We start from the raw sequence: 25152 nt of genomic DNA, 5'->3' as shown, positions 1-25152 counted from the left end.
TTTGTTCAGCCAGCAGCCTAAAACAAAGCTATAAATAGTGCTGCTGATTCATGCCGGAATAAACTCTTTTTAAAACAGGAATTTCATGATGGCCGAAACCAACCTTTTCCCTACAGCCTCTGCGCCTGGCTCGGCAGATGTAAGCGGCACTGTATCGGCTAAATTGTTGCGTTTCTCGCTTTCTGCTCTCATTGCTGGTTCTGTTATTTCAAGTTCGGCATTACAGGCATCCGCTCAGTCGCAATCGCTGCCTATCGTGCGCGATGCTGAAATTGAAGCACTTGTTTCTGATTACACCGCCCCTATTCTCAATGCTGCCGGTCTGGGCAAGAAGCGCATCGGTATTGTGCTGGTTAACAGCCCGAGCTTTAACGCATTTGTCGACGGCCGTCGTATTTTCATTAATACCGGTGCATTGCTGCAGTCTGAAAGCCCGAATGAAATTATCGGCGTCATTGCCCATGAAACCGGTCATCTTGCAGGCGGCCATCAGGATCGTCTGCGCGAGCAGCTCCGTCAGGCTAAAACCATGGCTGTGATCGGCACATTACTGGGCCTTGGTGCAGGCATTGCCGGCGCTATGGCGCGTAATGGTGCCATTGCCGGTGCGGGTGGCGGTATTGCTGCAGGAGGCGGTGAAGTCGCCATGCGCAGCCTGTTATCCTATCAGCGCTCCGAGGAGGCGGCTGCTGATCGTTCCGCGATCAATTATCTCAACAAAACCGGCCAATCCGCCAAAGGCATGCTCACAACTTTTGAGCGCTTTGCCAGCGCATTGTCGCTTAATGGCACGCAGATTGATGCTTATCGTGTCAGTCACCCCTCACCGCGCGACCGTATTGCCAATCTCTCACAACTCGCGCAAGCCAGCCCGCATTTTAATAAAAAAGACCCGGAAAGCCTGCAATTGCGCCACGATATGATGCGCGCAAAAATTGCGGCTTATTCCGGCGGCCTTGGCGCGCTACAACGTATGTTTCGTAATAATCCGCAAGGCGTAGGCGCACGCTATGGCGATGCCATTACCACCTATCTCAGAGGCTCTGCTCGCAATGCGATCCCTAAGATCAATGCATTAATCAAAGAACAGCCACGCAATCCATATTTTTACGAGATGAAAGGCGAAATTCTGCTGAAAGCCAATGATCCGTCAGCAGCAGCAGCGGCCTTTAAACAGGCCTCAACACTTGATCCGCGTAAATCCAGCCTTATCCGTATGAGTTATGGCCGGGCTTTGATGCTGACCGGAAATAAAGCCAATATGGAAACGGCTATTCGCGAACTTAAATCCGGTGTTGCCAAAGATCCTGAATTTTCTGAAGGTTATGGTTATCTGGCGCAGGCTTATGGTCAGTCAGGCCAGATGGCTTTGGCTGACCTGGCAACTGCAGATCAGCATTATTATGCAGGCAGGATTAATGACGCCAAAATTTTTGCAACGCGTGCACAAACCCGCATGAAATCCGGTTCACCAGACTGGTTACGTGCGCAGGATATTATCAATACCAAAACCAAGAAAAAATAGGTGCTGTGTAAAACTTGCGCAGCCCGACTTTCACAATCCCGATAAAACAAGGCCGGTTTAACCGGAAATATGCAATGACCAACAATCTGAAGCGCCACTTTTTCTCGTCTGTCTTTGGCGCTGCCGTACTTGTCTCCGGCATGACAGCATCTTATGCGCAGGACACTAAACCGCTTGATAAGGCCGCCGTTGAGAAAATTGTCCGCGAATATCTGCTCGAAAACCCCGAATTGATGCTTGAAGTGCAGGATGCATTGGAAAGCAAACAGGCAGAACTGGCACAGGCGAGCCAAGCCAAAATCATTACTGAAAATCACGATGCAATTTTCAATAATCCGAATGATGCCGTTTATGGTAATCCTAAAGGCGATGTCACTATCGTAGAGTTCTATGATTACAATTGCGGTTATTGCAAACGTGCAATGCCAGACATGAAAGCCTTGATGAAGGCAGATCCTGAGCTGCGCTTTGTACTCAAAGAATTCCCGATCCTCGGCCCTGAATCTATGAAAACCCATCTGGTAGCACAGGCGTTCAAAAAGCTGATGCCGGAAAAATATATGGAATTGCATGATGCGCTGATGAGTGCTCCATCAAGTTCGACAGAAGACAGCGCCATCAAGGCCGCAGTTTCTCTTGGTGCAGATGAAGCCAAGCTGCGCGAAGCGATGAAGAGCAAGGAAGTCGTGACCTCATTCCAGAGTGCTTATACCATTGGTCAGGCTCTCAATATTAACGGCACACCGTCTTATATCATTGGCAACCAGCTGGTTCCGGGTGCAGTGGGCGCAGAGACACTGGCAGCAAAAATCGCTGAACAGCGTATATTACAGGCTGCAAAGAAATAACACGTTGCAATTTTATCTATAAAATTTAAGTTTACTGCAAGAAAATAGGGTTAAAGCCTGTAACTACGTCATTTACGGGCTTTAACCGCAATGCATTCCCTATTATATGGAAGGCAGTAAAGGCTTGTGATCAACTGAATTCATGACCTTAACAGCCCTCGTATCTTGGCTTGCACTAACCCAGCCCTTGGTCTTAACTAACCGGCCTATGGTCTTAATTAAAATGTAAAGCGACAGCGCATTCTATGGCTCAAATGATTTTCATTCTAAATGGACCGAACCTGAATATGCTCGGCAAAAGAGAGCCCGCCATATACGGATCGACCACGCTTGATGATATTGCGCAAAACTGTGCCAAAGAGGCTGAACGCCTTGGCGTTGAGATTGATTTCCGCCAATCCAATCACGAAGGTGATCTGGTATCGTGGATTCAGGAAGCAGGCGAAAAACAGGCGCAGGTACTAATCAATCCTGCAGCCTATACCCATACCTCTATTGCACTGCTTGATGCCATCAAAGCAGCGCAGGTAACTGTTGTTGAGGTTCACCTCTCCAATATTCATGCTCGTGAAGAATTTCGTCACAAGTCTTTTGTATCACCAGTCGCGAAAGCTGTGCTTTGCGGCTTCGGTGCTGAAGGTTATTTGATGGGATTACGGGCATTAGCGGCATATCAACAAAAGACTGAAAGTTGACCGGATTTTCAGAGTAGATTATGCCACGCAGTATAAAATTAGATACCAGCATATAAAGCCCTGATTATCAGGCATATGCTTCAAAGCGCGTCCCGAAATTGAAAAGTGGTTTTCAGGCCGTGCAATTATTCAATGATTAGAGCGTATTCCGATCTGATTGTATCCGATCGGAATACGCTCTAAAAACAAACAACAACATATTAGCGGTAAAGGGGCCAGACCCATGACTAGCAAAAGCTCCGGTATCGATCAGGTGATGATTCGCGATCTCGCGAATATCCTCAAAGATACCGATCTCACAGAAATTGAAGTCGAGCAGGATGATCTGCGCATTCGTGTTTCGCGCAACATAACAATGCAGACAGCCCCTCAGCAATATTATGCTCCGGCTCAGGCAGCACCAGCCGCAGCCGCATCGGTTGTCGCAGATGTACCGGCAGCTGCTGAAAAGTCGAAAAATGCAGTCCCTTCACCAATGGTAGGCACCGCCTATCTTTGCCCGGCACCAGGTGCCAAGCAGTTTGTTGAAGTTGGCCAGTCCGTTAAAGAAGGCCAGACAGTGCTGATCATTGAAGCGATGAAGACCATGAACCAGATCGCAGCGCCACGCGCCGGTAAGGTAACTGCTATTCTCGTTGGTGACAGCCAGCCGGTTGAATTCGGTGAGCCGCTTATCGTCATCGAATAAGATCTTCACAGATCTGTGGCTGCAGCAATTTAGATGCAGCCTCCGTTGACAATTCAGATTTACGGCATGTTTTGCACGAGCAAACTATGCCCGAGGCAGGAGCAACGATGTTTCAGAAAATCCTCATAGCCAATCGCGGCGAAATTGCCCTGCGGGTGCTGCGCGCCTGTAAGGAACTTGGCATTAAGACTGTTGCCGTTCACTCGACTGCTGACGCGGATGCCATGCATGTGCGACTGGCAGACGAAAGCGTATGTATCGGCCCGCCGCCATCACGCGACAGCTATCTGAACATTCATCAGATTGTGGCTGCATGTGAAATTACCGGTGCTGATGCTATTCATCCGGGTTATGGCTTTCTCTCTGAAAATGCCAAATTCGCTGAAATACTTGAAGCCCATGACATTACTTTCATTGGACCGACCGCAGCACATATCCGTATTATGGGCGATAAGATCGAAGCCAAAAAAACCGCAAAACGCTTAGGTATTCCGGTTGTTCCGGGTTCTGATGGCGCTGTGACCGATGAAAAAGATGCTGCACGTATTGCAGCTGAAATCGGTTATCCGGTTATCATCAAAGCATCTGCCGGTGGTGGCGGACGCGGTATGAAGGTTGCCAAATCAGCTGAAGATATTTCAGTAGCATGGAATTCGGCGCGCTCAGAAGCCGGTGCAGCTTTTGGTGATGATGCAGTATATATCGAGAAATACCTCGAAAAGCCGCGTCACATTGAAGTGCAGATCCTTGGCGATGGTATGGGCAATGCGGTTCACCTTGGTGAACGTGATTGTTCCTTGCAGCGTCGCCATCAGAAGGTCTGGGAAGAAGCAAACTCCCCTGCTCTCAATTCGGAAGCCCGTGATAAAATCGGCATGATCTGCGCCAATGCGGTTGCAAATCTTGGCTATCGCGGCGCCGGAACAATCGAGTTTCTCTATGAGAATGGCGAATTCTATTTCATTGAAATGAACACCCGCCTTCAGGTAGAACACACGATTACTGAGGCCATTACCGGCATTGATCTGGTGCATGAGCAAATTCGCATTGCAGCAGGTCTTGGTCTGTCTGTGCGTCAGGAAGATGTCCGCTTTTCCGGTCATGCGATTGAATGCCGTATCAATGCCGAGAATGCGCGTACCTTCGTACCGTCACCAGGTACAATCAACCATTACCACACACCAGGCGGCCTCGGCATTCGCGTCGATTCCGGCGTATATAGCGGTTATAAAATTCCGCCATATTACGATAGCATGATCGGAAAACTGATTGTGCACGGGCGCAACCGCGTGGAATGTCTGATGCGTCTGCGCCGTGCACTCGACGAGTTTGTCGTTGATGGTGTTGATACAACGCTGCCGCTTTTTCAGGATCTGATTGCTAATCCGGATATCGCCAATGGCGATTATGACATCCATTGGCTTGAAAAATATCTGGAAAAGAAGACTGCAGCCGGAGAGTAATATCAGTGGCGGAAAATAACACCGCAACATCACAAATACTAAGTCCGGAGCTTGTGCTCCGGGCTTATGCCTCCGGCGCTTTCCCAATGTCTGAAAGTGCTGATGATCCGGAAATATTCTGGGTAAGGCCTGAACAGCGCGGTATTATCCCCCTTGATCAGTTCCATATTTCCCGCAGCCTGCAAAAAACCATAAACCGGGCCACTTTTGAGGTGCGTATCAACACGGCTTTTGAACAAGTGATTGAAGGCTGTGCAAACCGTCTTGATCCTGATGCCGATACATGGATCAACCCAACCATTCGCGATGCTTATATCAAGCTACATTACACTGGCTATTGCCACTCCGTTGAAGCATGGCAGCAAGACAGGCTGGTTGGGGGCTTATACGGGGTCTCTTTGGGTGCAGCCTTCTTCGGAGAAAGCATGTTCAGCCATGTTACCGATGCATCCAAGGTTTGCCTTGTACATCTGGTAAACCATCTGCGCGTGCACGGTTTTAAATTACTAGATACCCAGTTTACAACTGAACATTTAAAAAGCTTTGGTGCAATTGAAGTGCCCGCAGAGCAGTACGAAACTATGCTGCTTTCAGCAATTATGCTTCCGGCACAGTTTTAGATTATTTTATAATCAGATCAGTTCACTGTGAAAATCCAGACAGGTGCGCCTATTGCTTTGGCGCAGGAACGTCTGAAGTCTGTTTGCAGGTCTTTAGCCAGATATCATAAACCGGATGATCAACAGCATTTAAACCCGGACTGTCAGCAAACATCCAACCTGAAAAAATACGGCGGATTTTGCGGTCGAGTGTAATTTCGTCAACCTGCACAAAACTGTCTGTGCGGGGCGCTTCATTATCAGAGCGCGAATAGCACACTTTAGGCGTTACCTGTAATGCACCAAATTGTACAGTCTCATTAATATAAACGTCAAAGCTGGTAATGCGCCCTGTAATTTTATCAAGGCCAGAAAACTCGGCAACCTTGTTAGCAATACGCTCAGCGCGCGCTTCAGGGGCAAGCGCCAATCCTGTAACACAAAGTCCGGCAACCATCAAAAATGTCGCTCCAAAGTGCCATCCGGAAGAAACATTCATACGCATAATGCCTTTGGTTTGGGTGTTGGTTGCATCAACGGATACACGCGGTTCTGCATGCCAAAAAATAACAGTTTAAAATAGACTGTTCATTACGGCATTTGTGAGAAAAGTGAGCAACAAGCCAACTTATCCCCACAGTAACATCATTATAACGCGGCTTATCATCAATAAGCTTGATGTAATATCAGCCATAAAATCAAAGGCGGCACAACTCAATTGTAAGTTTGCCGCCTTTAATATTTGTCAGAAATATATCTTAATTCGGTGTCCATGCATCATAATCACCACTTACCTGCGGACGCTGGCCTGAAGCCGAAACCGCCCCTTGCGGACGGTAGGCTGCCGGCGTACCGGTAAGGTTTTGCTGATGCTGTTTTTGCCACTCGCGCGGCACATAATTTTCTTCGGTCGGCGGCGTATCAGTACGGTGATGCATCCAGCCGTGCCAGCCTGCAGGAATAGCGCTAGCTTCACTATAACCGTTATAGATCACCCAACGGCGCGTACGGCCTTCAGAATCCTTACCACCGGTATAATACACATTGCCAAACTCGTCTTCACCAATGCGCTTACCTTTGCGCCATGTGTGCAGGCGCGTACCAATGGTTTGGCTATTCCACCAGGTAAAAACTTGAGTGATAAATTTTTTCATAACACTTCCAGATCCTGAACTATCCTGACGTCACAAAAACGCAAGATCATGCAGATTATTCCACCCGCTTATGACCTTATCTAAGGTTCATAGCAAGGGTCAAGATGCCGCTACAGCTTACAGAGTCATCAACTTTAAGTAAGCTGAACAGCCGGTTTAAACTTACATCGACCAACCTGTGAGTGGCTTTTCCATCGTAATCACAACCACATCTAGGTTAAGCATACCCCAATCTGTTGTCTCTCCAGTTTTAATAAAGCCTTTACGCTGGTAAAAATCCAAAGCTTTTTGATTTTTTGCCACGACACCCAGGCTGAGCTTTTCAACATCAGGAAAAGCCATTTCAATCTCGGCCAGCAACATAGTACCAACGCCCTGCACCTGATGCTCAGGATCGACATAAAGCTGATGGAGCTCCGCGACACCGGCCTTGGACTGACTTGCAAAAGCCATGCCGACGAGATTGCCCTCGCCGTCATCAGCCACCACAAATTCAGAATAAGGCTTAGTCAGATTGCGGGTCAGCGCCGCCATAGAATGAAATTCGCCTGTAACTTTACGCACGATTTCACCGCCCAGCACATCATCAAATGTAGCGTGCCAAGTTTTAACCAGCAAGTCACTCACGGCTTTCAGGTCAGCTTTATTGGCAGAACGCAGCCACATTATTCAATGCCCAGCTTGGCTTTAACCAGATCATTTACCGCTTGCGGATTGGCTTTGCCGCCAGTTGCTTTCATCACCTGCCCAACAAACCAGCCGGCAAGTGTTGGCTTTTCAACGGCTTGCGCAGCTTTTTCAGGATTGGCAGCAATAATTTCATCAACCGCTTTTTCAATCGCACCGGTATCTGTAACCTGCTTCATACCGCGGGCTTCAACGATCTGTTTCGGGTCGCCACCTTCATTCCAGACAATCTCAAACAATTCCTTGGCAATCTTGCCGGAAATTGTGCCTTCTTTGATCAGATCAAGAATACCACCGAGCTGATCCGGTGAAACCGGCGCATGATCAATATCTTTACCAGCCTTGTTCAAAGCGCCGAGCAGATCATTGATAACCCAGTTTGCAGCAGTCTTGCCATCACGGCCTTTGGCGACTGATTCGAAATAATCAGCAATTGCCTTTTCGGTCACCAAAATTGAAGCATCATATACAGACAGGCCAAGGCTATCGATCAGACGGTTCTTCTTATCATCCGGTAATTCCGGGAGATGCTTTTGCAGATCGTCAACATAGGCCTGTGTAAATTCCAACGGCAGCAGGTCAGGGTCTGGGAAGTAGCGGTAATCATGTGCTTCTTCTTTCGAGCGCATTGAACGGGTCTCACCCTTAGCCGGATCAAACAAGCGTGTCTGCTGCTCGATCACGCCGCCATCTTCCAGCACACCAATCTGACGGCGCGCTTCATATTCAATCGCCTGACCAACAAAACGGATCGAGTTAACGTTCTTGATTTCACAACGCGTACCAAATTCAGCTCCGGGACGGCGAACAGAAACGTTGACGTCGGCGCGCATAGAGCCTTCATCCATATTACCGTCACAGGTACCCAGATAGCGCAGGATTGTGCGCAATTTGGTCAGATAAGCGCGTGCCTCATCAGAAGAGCGCATATCCGGCTTGGAAACGATCTCCATCAACGCCATGCCGGAGCGGTTGAGATCGACAAATGACATGCTCGGATGCTGGTCATGGATCGATTTACCGGCATCCTGCTCAAGGTGAAGTCGCTCTACGCCAACTTCAATATCTTCAAACTGACCTTTAGAATCAGGACCAACTGAGACAATAACAATGCCCTCGCCCACGATTGGCTGTTTGAACTGCGAAATCTGGTAACCCTGCGGCAGATCCGGATAGAAGTAATTTTTACGGTCAAAGACAGATTTCAGATTAATCTGCGCTTTAAGACCAAGACCGGTACGTACAGCCTGCGCCACACATTCCTGATTAATGACCGGCAGCATACCCGGCATAGCCGCATCGACGAGTGACACATTGGCATTCGGCTCGGAGCCGAACTCAGTGGATGCACCGGAGAATAATTTGGATTTGGAAGTGACCTGCGCATGGACTTCCAGCCCGATCACCACTTCCCAGTCACCGGTGGCACCGGAGATCAGGCGTTTCGGGTCTGGTGTGCGTGTATCGATAAGGGACATGACTCTAAAATCTCTGCTTTTTCGGCTATACTATGTGGCTAGAATAATCTTACTCTTGAAGCAAGACACACGCTATGTCAAACGCCACACTTTGCCCAAAAACCTGCATTTTCTTATGTTATCAGCCTCAGAAATAGTCATGCTAAAACTTACCCCGCAACAACAACAAAACTCTGTGCATATTGCACCCGTAAGAGCAAACGATGCGACCGAGCTGATTGCTGCCAATTGCGCAAGCCGTGCGCTGCATAAAGGCTGGGTCAATCCCCCCGTTAATATTGAAGATTTTGCCATGTGGTATGATACGCAAAACAATGATTCAAACTTGACACTGATTGTCAGAGAGAGCACGAACAACCAAATTGCCGGCGTCTTCAACTTTAGCCAGATTGTTATGAAGGCGTTTCAAAGCGCCTATCTCGGTTATTATGGCATAGCCGGTTTTACCGGCCGCGGCCTGATGTTTGAGGCCATCAACCTTGTAACGGTTTACGGATTTAACACGATTGGTTTGCATCGTATCGAAGCCAATATCCAGCCAGCAAACCTGTCGTCAATTGCACTGGTTAAACGGTCAGGCTTTCAAAAAGAAGGCTATTCCCCACGTTATTTGAGAGTTAACGGTGCGTGGTGTGACCATGAACGCTGGGCATTACTTAGCGATTAAAAAATTTAAACCATTTCTGCTCGAAGCAACAAAAAAGCCGCGCATAAAGCGCGGCTTTTTTATGAATTAGACAGGCTGATTACTCAGCTGCATCATCAGCCTTTTTAGCGGCTTTTTTCTTTGGAGCAGCTTTTTTAGCTGGCTTAGCTTCTTCTGAAGCGCCTTCTTCATCAGCTGTCAGCTCTTCTTTGCTTACCTTTTTATCGGTTACAGCAATGGTGCCGAGCAGGTGATCAACAACCTTTTCTTCAAAGATCGGTGCGCGCAGATTGGCAACAGCATCAGGTGTTTTACGCAGGAATTCGTAAACCTGCTGTTCCTGGCCAGGGTAACGACGAACCTGATCGTAAACAGCGCGCTGCAATTCTTCTTCTGTTACTTCCACACCGGCTTTATCGCCGATTTCGGAAAGCACCAGACCAAGGCGAACGCGGCGTTCAGCAAGCTTGCGATATTCTTCGCGTGCTGCTTCTTCCGTGGTGTCTTCGTCTTCAAAAGTCTTGCCAGCTTCGTTCAGATCGAAGTTGATCTGCTGCCAAATATTGTTGAATTCGGCATTTACCAGACGCTCTGGTGTTTCGAACTGGTATTCTGCATCCAGACCATCAAGAATCTGACGCTTTACCTTCTGACGTGTGATCTGGCCATACTGGCTTTCGATCTGTTCACGAACAACGGCGCGCAAACGCTCAATGCTTTCGATGCCGAGCTTTTTGGCAACCTCATCATTCAGTTCCTGCTCAGCGGCAGCAGCAACTTCTTTAACTTTTACGTCGAAGGTTGCTTCTTTACCGGCCAGGTGTGCGGCACCGTAATTTTCAGGGAATGTAACTTTGATCTGTTTTTCATCACCGGCTTTTGCACCGATAAGCTGTTCTTCAAAGCCCGGAATAAACTGGCCTGAACCCAGAACCAGCTGCGCATCATTATCAGCGCCGCCTTCAAAGGCTTCATCGCCAAGCTTACCAAGGTAATCCATGGTGATACGGTCGCCGTTTTCAGCTTTGCCTTTTTTAGCTTCAAAGCTACGGGCAGAAGAAGCGATCTTCTTAACCTGTTCTTCGACTTCTTCGTCGGAGATATCAACAACTTCACGGATCACTTTAAGACCGGAAACATCTTTGATTTCGATCTTTGGCAGAACTTCGTATGACATTGAGAATACGAAATCAGCTTTGCCGTTCAAAACCAATTCGGCTTCTGCTTCGTCTTCGCTCATTTCAACTTCTGGCTGGGTTGCAGCTTTTTCGTTGCGATCAGCAAGAATCGAGCGGGTTGAATCATTGAGAATTTCATTGACGATTTCAGCCATGAAGGACTTGCCATAGGTCTTGCGCAGATGCGCGACCGGCACTTTGCCCGGACGGAAACCGTCGATTTTCGCACGACCGCGAGCGGTTTCGAGGCGCTCAGCGAGCTTTGCTTCAAGATCCTGTGCCGGAACCACGACTTTGATCTCGCGCTTCAGCCCTTCATTGAGCGTTTCGGTAACCTGCATGTCCAAACCTTCACTTTTATCTTCGTTCCGCATGACCGGCAGCCGCCGTATTAGCGAAAGTGTATTGTTTTTTATGTCATCACATGCCGCGCACAAAAGCGCAAAGGCAATGTAATTCCGGAACTCATATAAAGCCTGCCGGAAACCGGCTATGCTCTATATCTATAAATGGTGCGGATAGAGGGACTCGAACCCCCACGGTCTCCCGCCAGAACCTAAATCTGGTGCGTCTACCAATTTCGCCATATCCGCATCTGAAGCAGCAACACTCCTTAAAGCGCGCGTCTCTATAGCATCCAATTTTCAGGCTTCAAAGGGAAAAAACTGACTTATCGTATCTAAAGACACTTCTTAGCACAGCATCTTGTCATTTTTTCCCTATCAAACTGTCAAAACCGGCTATCTCTGAGTCTGTAACAAATTACAAGCCTTGAGAGCGCATCATCATCAACTTGGTGCAACTTGACTGCATTATCAGTTAAACGCCCCATGAATCAGCAATCTGTCAAGCGTAACGCAGACCAACCAATCCTCCTAGAGCGGGAAACGATCAGGTTGGATCGCAGCGCTCGCTCTAGATTCTAGTTTTTATCGCATTGTCATAGCTATCAAATTGATTCAATTTAACAGTGAAATGCTCTAGAGCGGGAAACTTTCAGGTTGGATCGCAGCGCTCGCTCCGGGTTTTAGAGTTTTCGCTTTGTCAAACCTATCAAGTTGATTCAACTTGATAGTGAAATGCTCTCGCCCTGCTTCATCCGCAGTAAAACAGATAATACGGCTAAAACAGCGGCTCTTTATACATAGTCTGCCCGTCAACCTTAATGGCGCGGATGGCAGCAACACCTTTACTGTTCACAGAGAGAACAATATCAACCTTGCTCGCTATTTGCGCAGTCTCCAGCACGCGCCCCTCGCCCTCCGGTACATAATAACGCTCAATGCCATAAGTTACAGGCATGGTTGAGCCATTATAACGCTGCATCGGCGCTTCCATCTCGCCGCGCAGCATGATTTCGTCATCTTTCAAATCATTTGCCGGTTCAAATTGCGCTCTTTGCGGCTCCCACATATCGTTTTTTTGCCTGGCCATCACAACATAGATGTAATTCAGCCCGCTTTTATGCGGCGGCTCCCCTTGAACCAAAGCTACCGGCAAGCGGGAAATATCATAATTTAATATAACATATTCACCGCGCATCAGATCTCGTGGATCAATCGGCACTGTGCGCAGAACCACTTCTGAACCATTACGCAAAATACTCATGCGCTGCTGTACGCCTGCCAGCATCACGCCTGTTTGCAATAAGGCTGCAATGATCGCTGCAATATAAAGCCAGTGTTTTTTGATTGCGATCATGGCTTTTGCCCCTCTGTCTCATCTGTTGACGTAGCAACGGGAGCATGACGTAAATATTTTTCCATACGGGTTACAAAATATGCCAGCCCCATAATCAGCAAGCCGCCAATCAGGAACACACCGGATGTATCAATGATGGTCCCCACTGTGACCATAGCCAAATAAAGCACATGCGCCGAAAAACCTGCATAAGCGAACCAGCGCAGCTGACCGCTTTTCTCACCGGCGAGAATAAGTGCAAAAACACAGGCTGCGATAGCTGCGATTGAATAGCCCGCCCCATCTTCATCCAGTAAACCAGCCTGCTCAATCTGCAGAATCAACAAGCCAAGCAGCAACGCAGCCAGACCATAACCGGCAAGCTGCGGGCCAAACCCGTAGCTATAGCGCTCAAACTCAGGCAAACGCCCCTGCAAAACGACCAGCACGGCTCCAATAACAATCATAAGCACCGGCACAGCTGAGTTTGTAACGTCGAAATACAAGGTCAGCAAATAGGCCAAAACCAGCATCGCCACCAGATGCATCGCCTTATGTGCATGCGTATAAAGCATCGCCCCCACACAGGCTGCAATATAAAGCGGCAGAATCCAGCGATAGGATTGCACGAGATTGACCTGACCACTGAGTTCATTGAGAACCGAATACAGGTAGAAACCACCAATACCCAATGCAGTCGCACACAGGATCGGCGCCCGCAGCAACAAAGCCGCGATTAACACCCCTACACCCCATGCCAAAGCTGCCGTCGTCAGGTCGCCGGACATATGATACATTTGTCCGATCAGAGCGATACCGGCACCATAGGTCAGTGCGGCAAGGAGATAGAGTGCCGGCGCAAAGACCTCGGCCAGCATATCGCCGGCTACTCTCTTGCTCCGCTGCTGCAACCATGCGCCACCAAGATATCCGCCCCACATCACACTCAGGATCAATACCACCCGCCATATGCGCGGCATCTCCGCCCAATTGGCAGCAATGAACAAAATCACCGCGGCTCCAAGCAGCAAAGCACCGAGCACAGCGAGTACACCGCCAATGCCAAACCCCTTACTATTGGTACGCACATCTTCGCGCAAACGGTCTGCCGTTGGCGCATCAAGCACTCCTCGCGACTGCCATTGATCGATCTGTCTGGTAAGGGAAACAAAAAGGGACAAATGCAATTCCTATATTGTAGCGATATAAGTTGAAACCATAGTTCTAAACAGACATGTCATGAAACGGAGCTATAATATCTTTATACCTTTATAAAAACCTATATTTTACTGATAGTATTTTAATAAAGCTTCGACAACATCATACATAAGGCCATTATTTCATGCCTGTCAGCTCTGAATCACCAAATTATTTTTCCTGATTTATAAGATTTCTCACATATGACACCCGCCAAAGGCGGACAATGTCTGAATGCATAAAATAAACCTGCATAGCTCTTGAATTCATAAAAAAAACACACAGCCCAAGCGCGATATATTTATGACAATAATTTCGCCGTCCCGCATTAAAATTACGCTTACGTCAGCCCGCTTGAATGAAAATTACAACCGCATGCAATCTTGTCATAAAAGCGTCAAAACTACGATTTAAATCGTTTAAATGAGGTCTGCAAGGCTCGCAGAGGAGCTATGCAATCTTGTCTCTCCTCATTTTCATCCCCTCGGGTTATATACAGACCAACAGATCAATTTACTTCAATCGAGGGTTTAGAAAATGAACATTATCCGCTCTTTCAGCAACTGGCGCCGTTACCGTGACACCGTTGCAGAACTTAACCGTTTGTCCAACCGTGAACTCGGCGATCTTGGCATTTCCCGTTCCGACATCCCTTACATTGCCCGCAAGTCAAACACAGCTGGTATGTAATCAGTAATGTCATAATTATCAGTTTTAAACTTCAGTTCTAAACGATAATTATAGACTATCACGACCAGTCACTGCGCCGTTTATTACTCTTATGAGAAACAGGCGCAGCGATATTATAATATACACTTTTCATGGCCGGTATTCCTCCTCCCATACCGGCCATGTTCAATTGTCTGCCATTCTCCCTCCCGTTATTTGGCAGACATAGCGCTGAGCGGAATTTTGTCCGCAAATTTCTGCGCTGACTGATAGCCCCCATATCAGTCCACTACCCAAATAGCTCCAACGCCATCCCTCCTGCGTTGGAGCTATTTTTTTGACCTTTTTTCTTTCATTTCAGAATTAGTTTGCAGCAAATCGCGATAATGCGCTGCACAGGCAATTGAAGCGCGGTCTTAAAAGCGATATTGGACAAAGCATGTCCAGTTCATCACACTCCCCTATTCATATTATCGGCGGCGGCCTAGCGGGCAGCGAAGCAGCATGGCAGATTGCTGAAACCGGTATTCCTGTCATCATTCATGAGATGCGCCCTGTGCGCGGCACCGATGCGCATAAAACGCAAGGGCTTGCCGAGCTTGTATGCTCCAACTCATTCCGCTCTGATGATGCTGAAACCAATGCGGTCGGCGTCATGCATGCAGAAATGCGTCTAGCAAATTCACTGATTATGGCCTGCGCTGATGCCAACCAGGTTCCGGCCGGTGGTGCGCTTGCCGTTGACCGCGATGCCTTCTCAGATGCCGTAACCGCAAAGCTAGAGGCGCATCCGCTCATCACTATTCAGCGTGAGTTGATTTCCGGTTTGCCACCGGAAGACTGGGGCAATGTGATTATTGCAACCGGACCACTCACAGCAACAGAGCTTGCTGAAGCGATTTCAAAGGAAACAGAGGCGGATTCGCTGGCGTTTTTCGATGCGATTGCGCCTATCATCCATTTTGACAGTATTAATATGGATATTTGCTGGTTCCAGTCGCGCTACGATAAAGTAGGCCCTGGCGGCACCGGCAAGGATTACATCAACTGCCCTATGGACAAAGAGCAATATGAAGCCTTTATCCAAGCGCTGATTGATGGTGAAAAAACCGAATTCAAACAATGGGAAGGCACACCATATTTTGATGGTTGCCTGCCGATTGAAATTATGGCCGAGCGCGGTTCTGAAACCTTGCGTCATGGCCCGATGAAGCCGATGGGTCTCACAAATGCCCATAATCCGGATGTTAAAGCCTATGCCGTTGTGCAGCTGCGTCAGGACAATGCGCTTGGTACGCTGTATAATATGGTCGGCTTTCAGACCAAACTCAAATATGGCGCGCAAACTGAAATTCTGCGGATGATTCCGGGTCTGGAAAATGCCGAATTTGCCCGCCTTGGCGGCCTGCACCGCAATACATATCTCAACTCCCCGCTATTGCTTGATACCAGCCTGCGCCTAAAATCTCGCCCGCAAATTCGTTTCGCCGGCCAGATCACCGGTTGTGAAGGCTATGTAGAATCATCTGCCATGGGGCTGCTCGCAGGCCGTTATGCAGCGGCGCAGCAATTGGGAAAAACCTTACCGCCACCACCGGTTACATCGGCTTTTGGTGCCTTGCTCAACCACATTACCGGCGGACATCTTGTCAGTAATGATGAGCCGGGCAAGCGCTCTTTCCAGCCGATGAATATCAATTTCGGTCTGTTTCCTGAGGTAACAGTGCCAAGGCAGGAAGGCGTTCGTCTGCGCGGAAAAGAAAAAACTCTGGCTAAAAAACGCGCCCAGAGTGCACGGGCATTGAATGATTTCAAGCTCTGGCTGGAGCATTTCACTGCCTGATTGAAACAACTTGATAGGCATGACAATGCGAAACTCTAGAATCTAGAGCGAGCGCTACGATCCAACCTGAACGTTTTCCGCTCTAGAGCGGTTTACGTTTAAAATGGATCATGTAATGCGCTCTAAGTTATTGCTTTTACGCATTATCGTGGCGCCCAATGATTCCAATGGACTACGAAATGCTCTAGACCAGCAATCATAAAACAAAAAAGCCGCAGGTGACTGCGGCTTTTTTATTGCTGACTTATCAAAACACAGAAGCTTTGAAATAAATCCACTGCCTGCGTAATTGTGACAGCTCGATCCCGCGATCAGCCACATTGTCCGGCTTGCGCTCTGCATATTTCAACACCACCGGCACCAGCTGCACCGGCAGAAACGCTGGCTTTAGGCTTGCCGGCATTGGCTGCTTGAGAAAAGCCGCATAATGCTCCTGTGCCAATGCACTCAGCACAGTGACAACACGTTTCAGGGCTGCTTTATCATCACCTTTGATAAACTGCTCCGCACTCACACCTACAGCTTGTAAAAGCTCAGCAGGCACATAGACCTGCCCGCGGCTGCGATGCAGCGGCATCAGCCGCAACAGTCCGGCAATTGCCTGCGCCACTCCTGCATGACCGGATAATTCCGCAGAAGATTTTGCCGCTTCCCCATCCAGTATCAGTGCTGCCATCTGTAAAATTGTACAGGCTGTCTCGCCGCAATAGCCTTCCAGATCATTGCGTGAAGGCATTGCATCATTATACAGGTCAAAAATCCGTGCCTCGCAATAGGCATCAAACACCTGTCGCGGCAGATTATAATCGCTGATAGCTTTCAGCAGCAAAGCTGCCACCGGATTACCGGTCACAGCGCCATGCTCGGTGCCGTTGATCAAATCCCGCCACCATTGCAGGCGCACCTCACCCGGCAGCGCATCATGCACAACATCGCGGATACGCGCGATCTCGGCGTTAAACGCATAAAGCCCTGCCAGCGCCGCGCGTTTTTCTGCCGGTGCATAGAGCACAGCCAGATAACGGTCAAAATCAGCCTGCCGTAAAAACTGCAAGCAATGCGCATAATGCTGCGAATTGGCATCAGTGTCAGACAAATCAGTTACCGGTATATCAGTAAGAATACCCACCATTCACTCCACGCAGATCAGAGCCGCAGCAACTGCACGGTCTTCCGCAAGCAGCACATTATACGTGCGCACGGCAGCACCAGTGCTCATAGGGTCAGAAGAAATCCGGTGCTCGCGCAATAGAGCTTTCACATCTTCCGGTATACGGCGCAGATCCATACCGGTACCGACCAGCAAAATTTCAATATCACTCGCCTGCTCCAGAATCAGCTCCAGATCACCAAGTGTTAAAAGCGGCGGTTGCTTCGGCTCCCAACCATGAATCCCCGAAGGCAGGCAAAACAGCGAACCGCGATGCGACATCTCGGCAAAACGAAACCCGCCATTGCCATAGGCATCAATCGGGGCTCGCCCCGGAAAATGCGCTGCGCGGATTTCAATACCATTGCTCATTATGTTTCTCTTTTGCTTTTATGCATATGTGTGAACCGCCTGAGGCAAGCTCTAGAGCGGGTAACGTTTAGGTTGGATCGCAGCGCTCGCTCTAGATTTTAGAGTTATCGCATTGTCATATCTATCAAGTTGGTTCAACTTGATAGTGAAATGCTCTATAGCCCTGTTCTACAGTAATGAACCGGATTTTCCAGCCTGTTAAAGCATTTTGCCCGCAGCGATTGCTACGGGCAAAATCATTATTAACCGCTCATTGGCTTTACAGGTTTAAAGCTTAAGCCTGCTGCACTGCATCATCGCTGACATCGGAAGGCTTAATACCCAGCAACCACAAGAGTGGCCCTGCGATATAAACCGATGAATAGGTTGCGATAATAATACCAAGCGCCATCATCACTGCGAAAGAGCCGATATCCGCACCACCGAAAATATACAATGGAATAAGCGCCAGCAAAGTCACCAGTGAGGTCAGGATCGTACGCGACAATGTTTGATTGATTGCCGCATCCATCAAAACACTGATGCGGGTTTGCGGGTAGCGGCGCAAATTATTACGCACACGATCATAAACCACCACTGTATCATTGAGTGAATAGCCGATCACTGTAAGCAAGGCCGCAAGGCTCCAAACATTATATTCGATGCGGAACAGTGCAAACACACCAATCATAATCACAATATCATGCACAGTCGCCAACACCGCACCAACAGCGAACTGCCAGCGGAAGCGCAGCCAAAGATAGGCAAACACACCAATCAATGCCAGGCCAAGGGCAGCATTGCCCATTTTAGACAAATGCTCTGATACTGTAGGCCCCACCACTTCAACGCGCAGAAATTCATAATCCTGCTCAAATTCGTCACGTAGTTTAACCACGACAGTTTGCTCGGCATCGTCACCGGCATCCTGAGAGCCGATCAAGAGCTCGGCCACCTGATCATTTTTACCCTGCACTACGCGTGCGCCGTCAATATTCAGCTCGCTAAGACGGGTACGGATATCATCAAGATCGGCAGGCCCCTCAAGTGACTGCAACTCAACAGATGAACCACCGTCAAAATCAATACCGTAATTGAGACCCATCGAGAAATACAACACCAGTGCTGCTGTGCAGGCAATTACAGATATGCCGGCAGTCCAGCCGCTCAGCTTCATAAAGCCAATTTTGGTATTGGTTGGCACCAGCTTCAAGAACCGCGCCGGAATCGTGGTCGGTTTTGACTGGCGAACCCAGAGCGAGATCAAAAGACGTGAGAATGTGTATGTGGTGAACAGCGATGTCACCACACCAATGGTCACGATAATCGCAAATTCAAACAACGGCCCACTGCCAAATACCAGTAAGACCAGAGCGGCAATCAGCGTGGTCAAATTCGCATCAATCACGCAGGCACGCGCACTGGCAAATCCGGATTCGATAGCTTGTACAACAGAATAGCCGTTGCGACGGTCTTCACGCATTTTTTCAAACAGCAAAATATTACTGTCAACGGCCATACCTATCGTGAGCACCAGACCGGCAATGGTTGCCAGCCCCACCGGTATGCCAAAGATCGACACCACCGCAATGACCAGCATCACATTCACGCAGAGCGCAATAGCGGCTATCAAACCAAGCAAACCATAAGACAGCACCATAAACAGCACCACCACCACCAAAGCACTTAATGCGGTGACAAGCCCATAGCTGGTATAGTTCTGACCCAGAGCAGAAGCGATACTGCGTTCCTCAAGCACCTGAACCTGTGCAGGCAATGGCCCCGAACGCAACACCACACCAAGATTGCTCAGTGTCTCCAGATCAAAATCGCCTGTGATCTGCAAGTTTCCGGTAGAGATTCTGTCACGGATTGTCGGTGCGGAAACGATCTGGTTATCAACCACAATCGCCAGCACAGAACCAATATTTTTGGCTGTAAAATCTGCAAGCTGTTTGGTGCCTGCTTCAGTCAAAGAAACAGTAATTACCGAGGCCTGCTGGCTGTTAACACCAACCTCCGCATCAGCAATATCCTCACCGGATAAGACCGGTGCTTTTTTGATAATATAACCAACCGGCGGATCATCAAACGAATAGATAACATCAGAATCCTGCGGTACCAGACCTTCAGATTTCGGATCAGGCGTGGTTACAGCTTTCGCCTGATGAAATGTAATATCGCCCTTAAGGCTAAGCAGATCTTTAATCAGCTGCGCATCATATACATCCGGTATTTCAGCGCGGATCTGGTTCTTATTTTGCAGTGTCAGGCGCGCATTGTCATAACCAAGTTCAGACAAGCGTTCAGCCATCACTGTTTTAGCAGTTTCCAGATCAGCGGCACTGGTTTTAGGCGAAGCCAGCACAACACGTGTACCGCCTGTCAGATCCAGACCGGTGATCAGCTGTCCCTTAGGAAAACCGTTCGGCAAGCCAGACAATTGTTGTGCTGAAAAGAAATTAGGCAGAGCAAAGATAAAACCAGCCAGTACGACCAGCCAGATCAGTACCGATTTCCAGCGCGGGAAATAGAGCATCGGCAATCCATCCGTGAGTTACTGCATTCTTACTTGCAATAAGACTGCCAATAAGAATGCATTAAAATTACCGGCAAGAGCATGAGAATAAATCCATCTTCCAATACGATAAATTCTGCCCGTAAAGCCTTATCCTTTGATCCTATACGTGATTCGTGCAAATCTGAGCAGCTGTAGCTCCCAGCATTTTACATACCACTCGTTTTAACCTGCAGACTATGTCAATGCAGCAACGCAAAATTCTGGGCAGCAACGCAAAATTCCGCGCAGCAACGCAAAATTCCGGCTTGGTTTTTAAAAACCGCAAGCCGGATACAGCAAATTTATTATGTAGCGACCATAAAAAAGGCCCGGTAAAAACCGGGCCTTTTTAGTTAAATCTCACAACAAAACTTATTTGTTCTTGTTATCTGCAACCGGTTCGCCACGTGTGCGTACATCGCCGATTGTTGAGCGCAAAACACGGATTTTAATGCCATCGGCAATTTCCGCTTCCACTTCATTATCGTCGATCACTTTGGTTACCTTGGCAATAATACCGCCACCAGTAATGATTGTATCGTTACGACGCAGATTATTCAGCATTTCACCGCGCTTTTTCATCTGATTGCGCTGTGGGCGGATAATCAGGAAATACATAACGACGAAAATCAGAATAAACGGCAGAATGCTCATCAGCATATCTGGACCAAAAGCACCGCCGCCGGCGGCTTGAGCATAAGCAGGGGTTACGAACATGAAAGTGACTCCTCGTCAAACTGTAAACTGTCAGGTGCTTTTCAACTGCATAATGCCTTAGACCAAATCCTGAAAACAAAAACCTGTTTAAGGAATTATGCAGCCTCGTCTGCCGCTCTAACTGTGCAGAACATCAAACTTATTCACTGCGCATTACAACGGTTATACGCCGTTATGCAACCATAGATGCGAAATCTTGCTGCACTTTACCAGATGCATGGCAAATTTTTCTCAGTTTGTGAGATAAATCCGGTTACCCCCAACCCTCGAAATAAGCAGTAATGGGATGAAATTTACCCAAAGCTACAGGAGTAGCCCTAGGCGTACCAATGAGTACTGGCCAAAATAAATATTCTTGTTACAGTCTCAATCAGCTCCCTAGAGCATTTCGTAGTCCAATGGAATCCTTGGACGGCCACGATAATGCGAAAAAGCTAAAATCTAGAGCGAGCGCTGCGATCCAACCTGATCGTTACCCGCTCCAGATCCACATGCATCGTGGAAATTCACACAGACACATATTGTAACCAACCAAGATCAGCTAAAACAGTCAAAAAACAGATTGATATAAACATGATTGAAGACACACTGAGCACCAAACTTGATCAGCTTCTCGCCGTTTTAGAGCGTATGGCACCGCCACAAGCCAAACCGCTACAGGCCGATATAGCAGATACATTTGTCTGGGACCCTGCCCGCCTCGAGCTAATGCCGGTAAAAAAGGTCAATCGCATTGATCTCGGTCTCATTCATGGTGTGGATTTGGTGCGCGATCAGCTTGTCAGCAATACCGAACGTTTTGCCCGCGGCCTGCCTGCCAATAATGTGCTGTTGTGGGGCGCTCGCGGCATGGGCAAGTCTTCGCTGGTTAAAGCAGCACAGGCAGCCGTTAATCAGAAACTGGCTGCAAAGGCTGCACCTGATCAAAAGCCGCTGAAACTGGTTGAAATTCACCGTGAAGATATCAACAGCCTGCCGGTGCTGATGGGGCTCATTGATGCAAGTGAATATCGCTTCATTCTGTTTTGCGATGATCTGTCATTTGATCATGACGACACGTCTTACAAGTCTCTAAAGGCTGCGCTCGAAGGCGGCGTTGAAGGCCGTCCGGATAATGTTATTTTTTACGCCACATCAAACCGCCGCCATCTGATGCCCCGTGAGATGATTGATAATGAGCGCTCCAGCGCCATCAACCCCTCTGAGGCGATTGAAGAGAAGGTCTCGCTGTCAGACCGCTTCGGCCTGTGGCTCGGCTTTCATAAATGTAACCAGAGTGATTATCTGGCAATGGTTGATGGCTATGCCAAGCATTTCGGCTTTAGCTATCCTGTTGAAAAGCTTCATGCAGAAGCGCTGGAATGGTCGACCACCCGCGGCAACCGCTCCGGGCGTGTGGCCTGGCAATATGTACAGGATTTGGCGGGAAGACTGGGAATTACCCTCAGCACGTAATATCTAAAACAAAAAAGCCCGCATAAAGCGGGCTTTTTAATATCTATAATATCAAGATCAGGTTTCGAGATATTTCGACGGATTAACCGGCGTTGAATTCTTGCGCACTTCAAAATGCAGTTTCGGCGCTTTGGCATTGCCACTCATACCTGAGCGGGCAATTTCTTCGCCGCGACGCACTTTCTGGCCGCGCTGCACATTGATCTTGCTGTTATGGCCATAAACCGTAACAAGACCATTTTCATGACGCACCAGAACGGTTTGGCCAAACTCTTTCAGCCCGTCACCGGCATAGATAACCACGCCGTTTTCAGCAGCTTTAACCGGCGTGCCTTCCGGTACCATAATGTCGATACCATCATTTACCGTACCGCCGTCACGCTGACCAAAACTGGTCAGAACCTTGCCGCGTACCGGCCAGCGCATTTGTGAAATACCGGTGGCCGATGGCGCCATTGCCACGTCCTGCTCGGCATCTTCAATCACTTTATTGCTCGCCTGAGGCGGGGTATAAGGCTTCACGCCGCCATCAGCTACAACCTGTTTGGCAGCATTTGGCGCAGTAGAGGCCGTTTTAAGTGTATCAACAGCGGCCTGAACCGGCTTGGCAGCGGCAACCTGTGTGGCTGCAACTGCGGCGCCTGCAGCTGCCGGAATAACCAGAGCCTGTCCAACACGGATTGTGCCGTCACTCATGCTGTTTGCCTGTTTGATAGCGGCAGCGGAAACACCGGTGCGCTGGGCAATCGCATGGAGCGTATCACCGCTCTGTACAGTATAACCGCCCGCCGCATTGGCAACAGCTGTTGTTACTTTGTTAGTTGCCGCCTGTTTGGCGTCATTAACGGCCTGAGTGCCGGCTGATTTAATCTGACCTAAGGTCTGCGTTCCGCCATTGGTTGCAGCAGCAACAAGCGCACCACCAGCAGCAGCTTTCATGCCAGGCACAGTTAATGACTGCCCTGCCCGCAACATATTCGGATCAGTAATATTATTGGCAGCCATTAATTCAGCTGGCGATACATTCAAGCGGCGCGCAACACCGTAAAGTGTTTCACCCGGCTGTACCATTGCACCGGCCGCAGAGGCCGTGGCAGAATTGACCATATTGCTGCCGGCCATAGCGACCTGCTGGTTTACCTGCTGGCCTGCTGCCTGCACATTTGATTGCGCAGCCTGCACAGCACCGCCAACCGGCGGCAGTTCATTACGTTGCACATTGCCCGAAGCAATACTCTGCGTGGCAGGCGCAACCGGATAATTACCGGAAGCATTATTCTGCTGATAAGTCTGATTCTGTGATTGCATGACCGAACGCTGATTATTCGTCGATCCGGTCGTCAGACCATCCGTAAAGCGTGTCATATCTCCGCTACACCCAGCGACCAATCCAGCAAGCAGAATAACCGCGCCATGACGCAGGAGACGCTCGGACGTATGATGCAAAACTGTTTTACGCATTTTCAACCCGTCCATACCCGAAACTCTAATTAGACTTATTAAAGCGCGTTAATGTTACCTGCTGGTTAAAATTGCTGAAAAAAAATTAAAAGATTCACTAAACAGATACCATATTTACTAAATCAGCAATATTTCATGGTTCCGGAGCATTTCATGCTGCGGTTTTACCGGTTTGAATAGCACAAGAGCGCGAACATCCGCAGAATCCATCACCAAGCTTGTGATCCGGTTTCATCACGTCTCAACTCATGCCAGCGCACCACATAACTATGAGCAGATGATGTCTGTGCAGATAAAAATAACGACGATGCACCGTTTTACATCGACTTGCATCGTCTCAGCTGCAGTTAAGCAATTGGCTTCACATTGCGCTTAAAGAAAAGCGGATACGCCCTCAATAAATGGCTGGTAGCGCACTGTCATCAGCTCTGCGCTCTCAAAACGGCTGCCAACCTTGGCCATGCGGCACATAGCTTGCGGGCCGTCACCGGGTCCCACTGCCGCAATCAGCACGCCATGCGTTGCCAGCAGATCGAGATATTGCCGCGGCATGGCATCAGCACTCAGCCACACAATAATCCGGTCATACGGGCCACCGGCCACACCAGTGCGGCCATCTGCATGTTTGCAAACAACATTTTCAACCTTGTGCGCTTGAAACTGATTACGCGCAGCCTCAGCCAGTGTTTTATAACGCTCGATTGTGGTTACCCGTGCTGCAATACGCGCCATAACCGCAGCGGTAAAACCTGAACCGGTGCCGATCTCGAGAACACGATGGCCGGGCTCCAGCGACAGAGCAGAAAGTAATCTGGCCTGATCGTCCAGCCCTTCAATTGATTCTCCGCAAGGAAGTGGCAAAACGCGGTTGCTATACGCAAAGTCCTGATAGGCAGAACTTACAAAATGCTGACGGGGCGTCGCCTCAATCGCTGCAAACAAACGCGGATCATGCAGCCCGTGGGCACGCATACGCAAGACAAAAGAGGCAAAGCCCTCTTTTGCAGTCATACGATATTTTTCCGGTTTTACCTGCATATGAATATTCATAATTCTGCTCTCAGCCCGATCAGATAATAATCTGCTCGCATCATCGTTCAAAATTGTA

Annotated in this window: 23 protein-coding genes and 1 tRNA gene; 10 read left to right on the top strand and 14 right to left on the bottom strand. The window is 48.7% G+C overall.

Annotation, left to right across the window (positions count from 1 at the left end; translation table 11 throughout):
- The first annotated feature begins 85 nt into the window (after window positions 1–85).
- The 6 genes from MP213Fo_RS13715 (at window position 86) to aat (ending at window position 5839) form a co-directional block, all read left to right on the top strand.
- Complete coding sequence (locus tag MP213Fo_RS13715; protein WP_421089522.1) at window positions 86–1525, top strand: M48 family metalloprotease; 1440 nt, start codon at window positions 86–88, stop codon at window positions 1523–1525.
- A gap of 74 nt (window positions 1526–1599) precedes the next feature.
- Window positions 1600–2373, top strand: coding sequence for a DsbA family protein (locus MP213Fo_RS13710; RefSeq protein WP_421089521.1), 774 nt, complete (start codon window positions 1600–1602; stop codon window positions 2371–2373).
- Window positions 2374–2618: 245 nt separating this feature from the next.
- Complete coding sequence (aroQ, locus tag MP213Fo_RS13705) at window positions 2619–3068, top strand: type II 3-dehydroquinate dehydratase (RefSeq protein ID WP_421089520.1); 450 nt, start codon at window positions 2619–2621, stop codon at window positions 3066–3068.
- Between the two features lie 223 nt (window positions 3069–3291).
- Complete coding sequence (accB, locus tag MP213Fo_RS13700) at window positions 3292–3756, top strand: acetyl-CoA carboxylase biotin carboxyl carrier protein (protein ID WP_421089519.1); 465 nt, start codon at window positions 3292–3294, stop codon at window positions 3754–3756.
- A gap of 107 nt (window positions 3757–3863) precedes the next feature.
- Complete coding sequence (accC, locus tag MP213Fo_RS13695; protein ID WP_421089518.1) at window positions 3864–5219, top strand: acetyl-CoA carboxylase biotin carboxylase subunit; 1356 nt, start codon at window positions 3864–3866, stop codon at window positions 5217–5219.
- 5 nt (window positions 5220–5224) lie between these two features.
- Entirely contained in the window at window positions 5225–5839 is a 615-nt protein-coding gene (gene aat, locus MP213Fo_RS13690) for a leucyl/phenylalanyl-tRNA--protein transferase (RefSeq protein ID WP_421089517.1), read from the top strand.
- Window positions 5840–5888: 49 nt separating this feature from the next.
- Here aat and MP213Fo_RS13685 read toward each other — a convergent pair whose 3' ends face one another.
- The 4 genes from MP213Fo_RS13685 to gatB form a co-directional block, all read right to left on the bottom strand.
- Window positions 5889–6275: a DUF2155 domain-containing protein gene (locus MP213Fo_RS13685; RefSeq protein ID WP_421091155.1), complete on the bottom strand. Its 387-nt coding sequence runs from the start codon at window positions 6273–6275 to the stop codon at window positions 5889–5891.
- Between the two features lie 301 nt (window positions 6276–6576).
- Window positions 6577–6972: an NADH:ubiquinone oxidoreductase subunit NDUFA12 gene (locus MP213Fo_RS13680; RefSeq protein WP_421089516.1), complete on the bottom strand. Its 396-nt coding sequence runs from the start codon at window positions 6970–6972 to the stop codon at window positions 6577–6579.
- Window positions 6973–7134: 162 nt separating this feature from the next.
- Window positions 7135–7638 (bottom strand): GNAT family N-acetyltransferase, encoded by a 504-nt coding sequence (locus MP213Fo_RS13675; protein ID WP_421089515.1) that lies wholly within the window; start codon window positions 7636–7638, stop codon window positions 7135–7137.
- Window positions 7638–9137, bottom strand: coding sequence for an Asp-tRNA(Asn)/Glu-tRNA(Gln) amidotransferase subunit GatB (gene gatB, locus MP213Fo_RS13670; protein WP_421089514.1), 1500 nt, complete (start codon window positions 9135–9137; stop codon window positions 7638–7640). Before gatB ends, MP213Fo_RS13675 begins: the two co-directional genes overlap by 1 nt.
- A 139-nt stretch (window positions 9138–9276) precedes the next feature.
- On the opposite strand from gatB, the gene MP213Fo_RS13665 reads away from it, so the two are divergent.
- Window positions 9277–9804 (top strand): GNAT family N-acetyltransferase, encoded by a 528-nt coding sequence (locus MP213Fo_RS13665; RefSeq protein WP_421089513.1) that lies wholly within the window; start codon window positions 9277–9279, stop codon window positions 9802–9804.
- A gap of 79 nt (window positions 9805–9883) precedes the next feature.
- On the opposite strand, the gene tig is transcribed toward MP213Fo_RS13665, so the two are convergent.
- From tig to MP213Fo_RS13645, 4 genes are all read right to left on the bottom strand, one after another.
- The gene (gene tig, locus MP213Fo_RS13660; RefSeq protein WP_421091154.1) at window positions 9884–11302 is read right to left on the bottom strand and encodes a trigger factor; all 1419 of its coding nucleotides are present in this window, start codon (window positions 11300–11302) and stop codon (window positions 9884–9886) included.
- A gap of 169 nt (window positions 11303–11471) precedes the next feature.
- Window positions 11472–11554, bottom strand: a tRNA-Leu gene (locus MP213Fo_RS13655).
- A 529-nt stretch (window positions 11555–12083) separates the two neighbouring features.
- Complete coding sequence (locus tag MP213Fo_RS13650) at window positions 12084–12662, bottom strand: GDYXXLXY domain-containing protein (protein ID WP_421089512.1); 579 nt, start codon at window positions 12660–12662, stop codon at window positions 12084–12086.
- Window positions 12659–13822, bottom strand: coding sequence for a DUF2157 domain-containing protein (locus tag MP213Fo_RS13645; protein ID WP_421089511.1), 1164 nt, complete (start codon window positions 13820–13822; stop codon window positions 12659–12661). The genes MP213Fo_RS13650 and MP213Fo_RS13645 overlap by 4 nt, the downstream gene beginning before the upstream one ends.
- A 553-nt stretch (window positions 13823–14375) precedes the next feature.
- On the opposite strand from MP213Fo_RS13645, the gene MP213Fo_RS13640 reads away from it, so the two are divergent.
- Together MP213Fo_RS13640 and trmFO are read left to right on the top strand one after the other, a co-directional pair.
- Window positions 14376–14528, top strand: coding sequence for a DUF1127 domain-containing protein (locus tag MP213Fo_RS13640; RefSeq protein WP_421089510.1), 153 nt, complete (start codon window positions 14376–14378; stop codon window positions 14526–14528).
- Window positions 14529–14946: 418 nt separating this feature from the next.
- Window positions 14947–16350, top strand: a complete 1404-nt coding sequence (gene trmFO / locus MP213Fo_RS13635) for a methylenetetrahydrofolate--tRNA-(uracil(54)-C(5))-methyltransferase (FADH(2)-oxidizing) TrmFO (protein ID WP_421089509.1) — start codon at window positions 14947–14949, stop codon at window positions 16348–16350.
- Between the two features lie 247 nt (window positions 16351–16597).
- On the opposite strand, the gene MP213Fo_RS13630 is transcribed toward trmFO, so the two are convergent.
- The 4 genes from MP213Fo_RS13630 to yajC all read right to left on the bottom strand — a co-directional run bounded on the left by MP213Fo_RS13630 (window position 16598) and on the right by yajC (window position 21128).
- Window positions 16598–17482 (bottom strand): phytoene/squalene synthase family protein, encoded by an 885-nt coding sequence (locus MP213Fo_RS13630; RefSeq protein ID WP_421089508.1) that lies wholly within the window; start codon window positions 17480–17482, stop codon window positions 16598–16600.
- Complete coding sequence (locus tag MP213Fo_RS13625; protein ID WP_421089507.1) at window positions 17483–17872, bottom strand: Mth938-like domain-containing protein; 390 nt, start codon at window positions 17870–17872, stop codon at window positions 17483–17485.
- Window positions 17873–18146: 274 nt separating this feature from the next.
- Window positions 18147–20390: a protein translocase subunit SecD gene (secD, locus tag MP213Fo_RS13620; protein ID WP_421089506.1), complete on the bottom strand. Its 2244-nt coding sequence runs from the start codon at window positions 20388–20390 to the stop codon at window positions 18147–18149.
- Between the two features lie 393 nt (window positions 20391–20783).
- The gene (gene yajC / locus MP213Fo_RS13615) at window positions 20784–21128 is read right to left on the bottom strand and encodes a preprotein translocase subunit YajC (RefSeq protein WP_421089505.1); all 345 of its coding nucleotides are present in this window, start codon (window positions 21126–21128) and stop codon (window positions 20784–20786) included.
- Between the two features lie 573 nt (window positions 21129–21701).
- On the opposite strand from yajC, the gene MP213Fo_RS13610 reads away from it, so the two are divergent.
- The gene (locus MP213Fo_RS13610; protein ID WP_421089504.1) at window positions 21702–22583 is read left to right on the top strand and encodes an ATP-binding protein; all 882 of its coding nucleotides are present in this window, start codon (window positions 21702–21704) and stop codon (window positions 22581–22583) included.
- Between the two features lie 57 nt (window positions 22584–22640).
- Here MP213Fo_RS13610 and MP213Fo_RS13605 read toward each other — a convergent pair whose 3' ends face one another.
- Both MP213Fo_RS13605 and MP213Fo_RS13600 read right to left on the bottom strand, forming a co-directional pair.
- On the bottom strand, window positions 22641–24044 hold the full coding sequence (locus MP213Fo_RS13605; protein WP_421089503.1) for a peptidoglycan DD-metalloendopeptidase family protein: 1404 nt from the start codon (window positions 24042–24044) through the stop codon (window positions 22641–22643).
- Window positions 24045–24416: 372 nt separating this feature from the next.
- The gene (locus MP213Fo_RS13600; protein WP_421089502.1) at window positions 24417–25094 is read right to left on the bottom strand and encodes a protein-L-isoaspartate(D-aspartate) O-methyltransferase; all 678 of its coding nucleotides are present in this window, start codon (window positions 25092–25094) and stop codon (window positions 24417–24419) included.
- Window positions 25095–25152: the final 58 nt, after the last annotated feature.

The sequence above is a fragment of the Pseudochrobactrum mosebachae genome (genome assembly GCF_048914685.1).
GTDB lineage: Bacteria > Pseudomonadota > Alphaproteobacteria > Rhizobiales > Rhizobiaceae > Pseudochrobactrum.
This window is presented reverse-complemented; position numbering and strand designations above follow the sequence as displayed.

Excerpts from the sequence above, each read along its gene's own strand:
- MP213Fo_RS13715 (WP_421089522.1), top strand. The coding sequence starts at position 86 with ATGATGGCCGAAACCAACCTTTTCCCTACAGCCTCTGCGCCTGGCTCG.
- MP213Fo_RS13710 (WP_421089521.1), top strand. The coding sequence starts at position 1,600 with ATGACCAACAATCTGAAGCGCCACTTTTTCTCGTCTGTCTTTGGCGCT.
- aroQ (WP_421089520.1), top strand. The coding sequence starts at position 2,619 with ATGGCTCAAATGATTTTCATTCTAAATGGACCGAACCTGAATATGCTC.
- accB (WP_421089519.1), top strand. The coding sequence starts at position 3,292 with ATGACTAGCAAAAGCTCCGGTATCGATCAGGTGATGATTCGCGATCTC.
- accC (WP_421089518.1), top strand. The coding sequence starts at position 3,864 with ATGTTTCAGAAAATCCTCATAGCCAATCGCGGCGAAATTGCCCTGCGG.
- MP213Fo_RS13685 (WP_421091155.1), bottom strand. The coding sequence starts at position 6,275 with ATGGTTGCCGGACTTTGTGTTACAGGATTGGCGCTTGCCCCTGAAGCG.
- MP213Fo_RS13680 (WP_421089516.1), bottom strand. The coding sequence starts at position 6,972 with ATGAAAAAATTTATCACTCAAGTTTTTACCTGGTGGAATAGCCAAACC.
- MP213Fo_RS13675 (WP_421089515.1), bottom strand. The coding sequence starts at position 7,638 with ATGTGGCTGCGTTCTGCCAATAAAGCTGACCTGAAAGCCGTGAGTGAC.
- gatB (WP_421089514.1), bottom strand. The coding sequence starts at position 9,137 with ATGTCCCTTATCGATACACGCACACCAGACCCGAAACGCCTGATCTCC.
- MP213Fo_RS13665 (WP_421089513.1), top strand. The coding sequence starts at position 9,277 with ATGCTAAAACTTACCCCGCAACAACAACAAAACTCTGTGCATATTGCA.
- tig (WP_421091154.1), bottom strand. The coding sequence starts at position 11,302 with ATGCAGGTTACCGAAACGCTCAATGAAGGGCTGAAGCGCGAGATCAAA.
- MP213Fo_RS13650 (WP_421089512.1), bottom strand. The coding sequence starts at position 12,662 with ATGATCGCAATCAAAAAACACTGGCTTTATATTGCAGCGATCATTGCA.
- MP213Fo_RS13640 (WP_421089510.1), top strand. The coding sequence starts at position 14,376 with ATGAACATTATCCGCTCTTTCAGCAACTGGCGCCGTTACCGTGACACC.
- trmFO (WP_421089509.1), top strand. The coding sequence starts at position 14,947 with ATGTCCAGTTCATCACACTCCCCTATTCATATTATCGGCGGCGGCCTA.
- MP213Fo_RS13630 (WP_421089508.1), bottom strand. The coding sequence starts at position 17,482 with ATGGTGGGTATTCTTACTGATATACCGGTAACTGATTTGTCTGACACT.
- MP213Fo_RS13625 (WP_421089507.1), bottom strand. The coding sequence starts at position 17,872 with ATGAGCAATGGTATTGAAATCCGCGCAGCGCATTTTCCGGGGCGAGCC.
- secD (WP_421089506.1), bottom strand. The coding sequence starts at position 20,390 with ATGCTCTATTTCCCGCGCTGGAAATCGGTACTGATCTGGCTGGTCGTA.
- yajC (WP_421089505.1), bottom strand. The coding sequence starts at position 21,128 with ATGTTCGTAACCCCTGCTTATGCTCAAGCCGCCGGCGGCGGTGCTTTT.
- MP213Fo_RS13610 (WP_421089504.1), top strand. The coding sequence starts at position 21,702 with ATGATTGAAGACACACTGAGCACCAAACTTGATCAGCTTCTCGCCGTT.
- MP213Fo_RS13605 (WP_421089503.1), bottom strand. The coding sequence starts at position 24,044 with ATGCGTAAAACAGTTTTGCATCATACGTCCGAGCGTCTCCTGCGTCAT.
- MP213Fo_RS13600 (WP_421089502.1), bottom strand. The coding sequence starts at position 25,094 with ATGAATATTCATATGCAGGTAAAACCGGAAAAATATCGTATGACTGCA.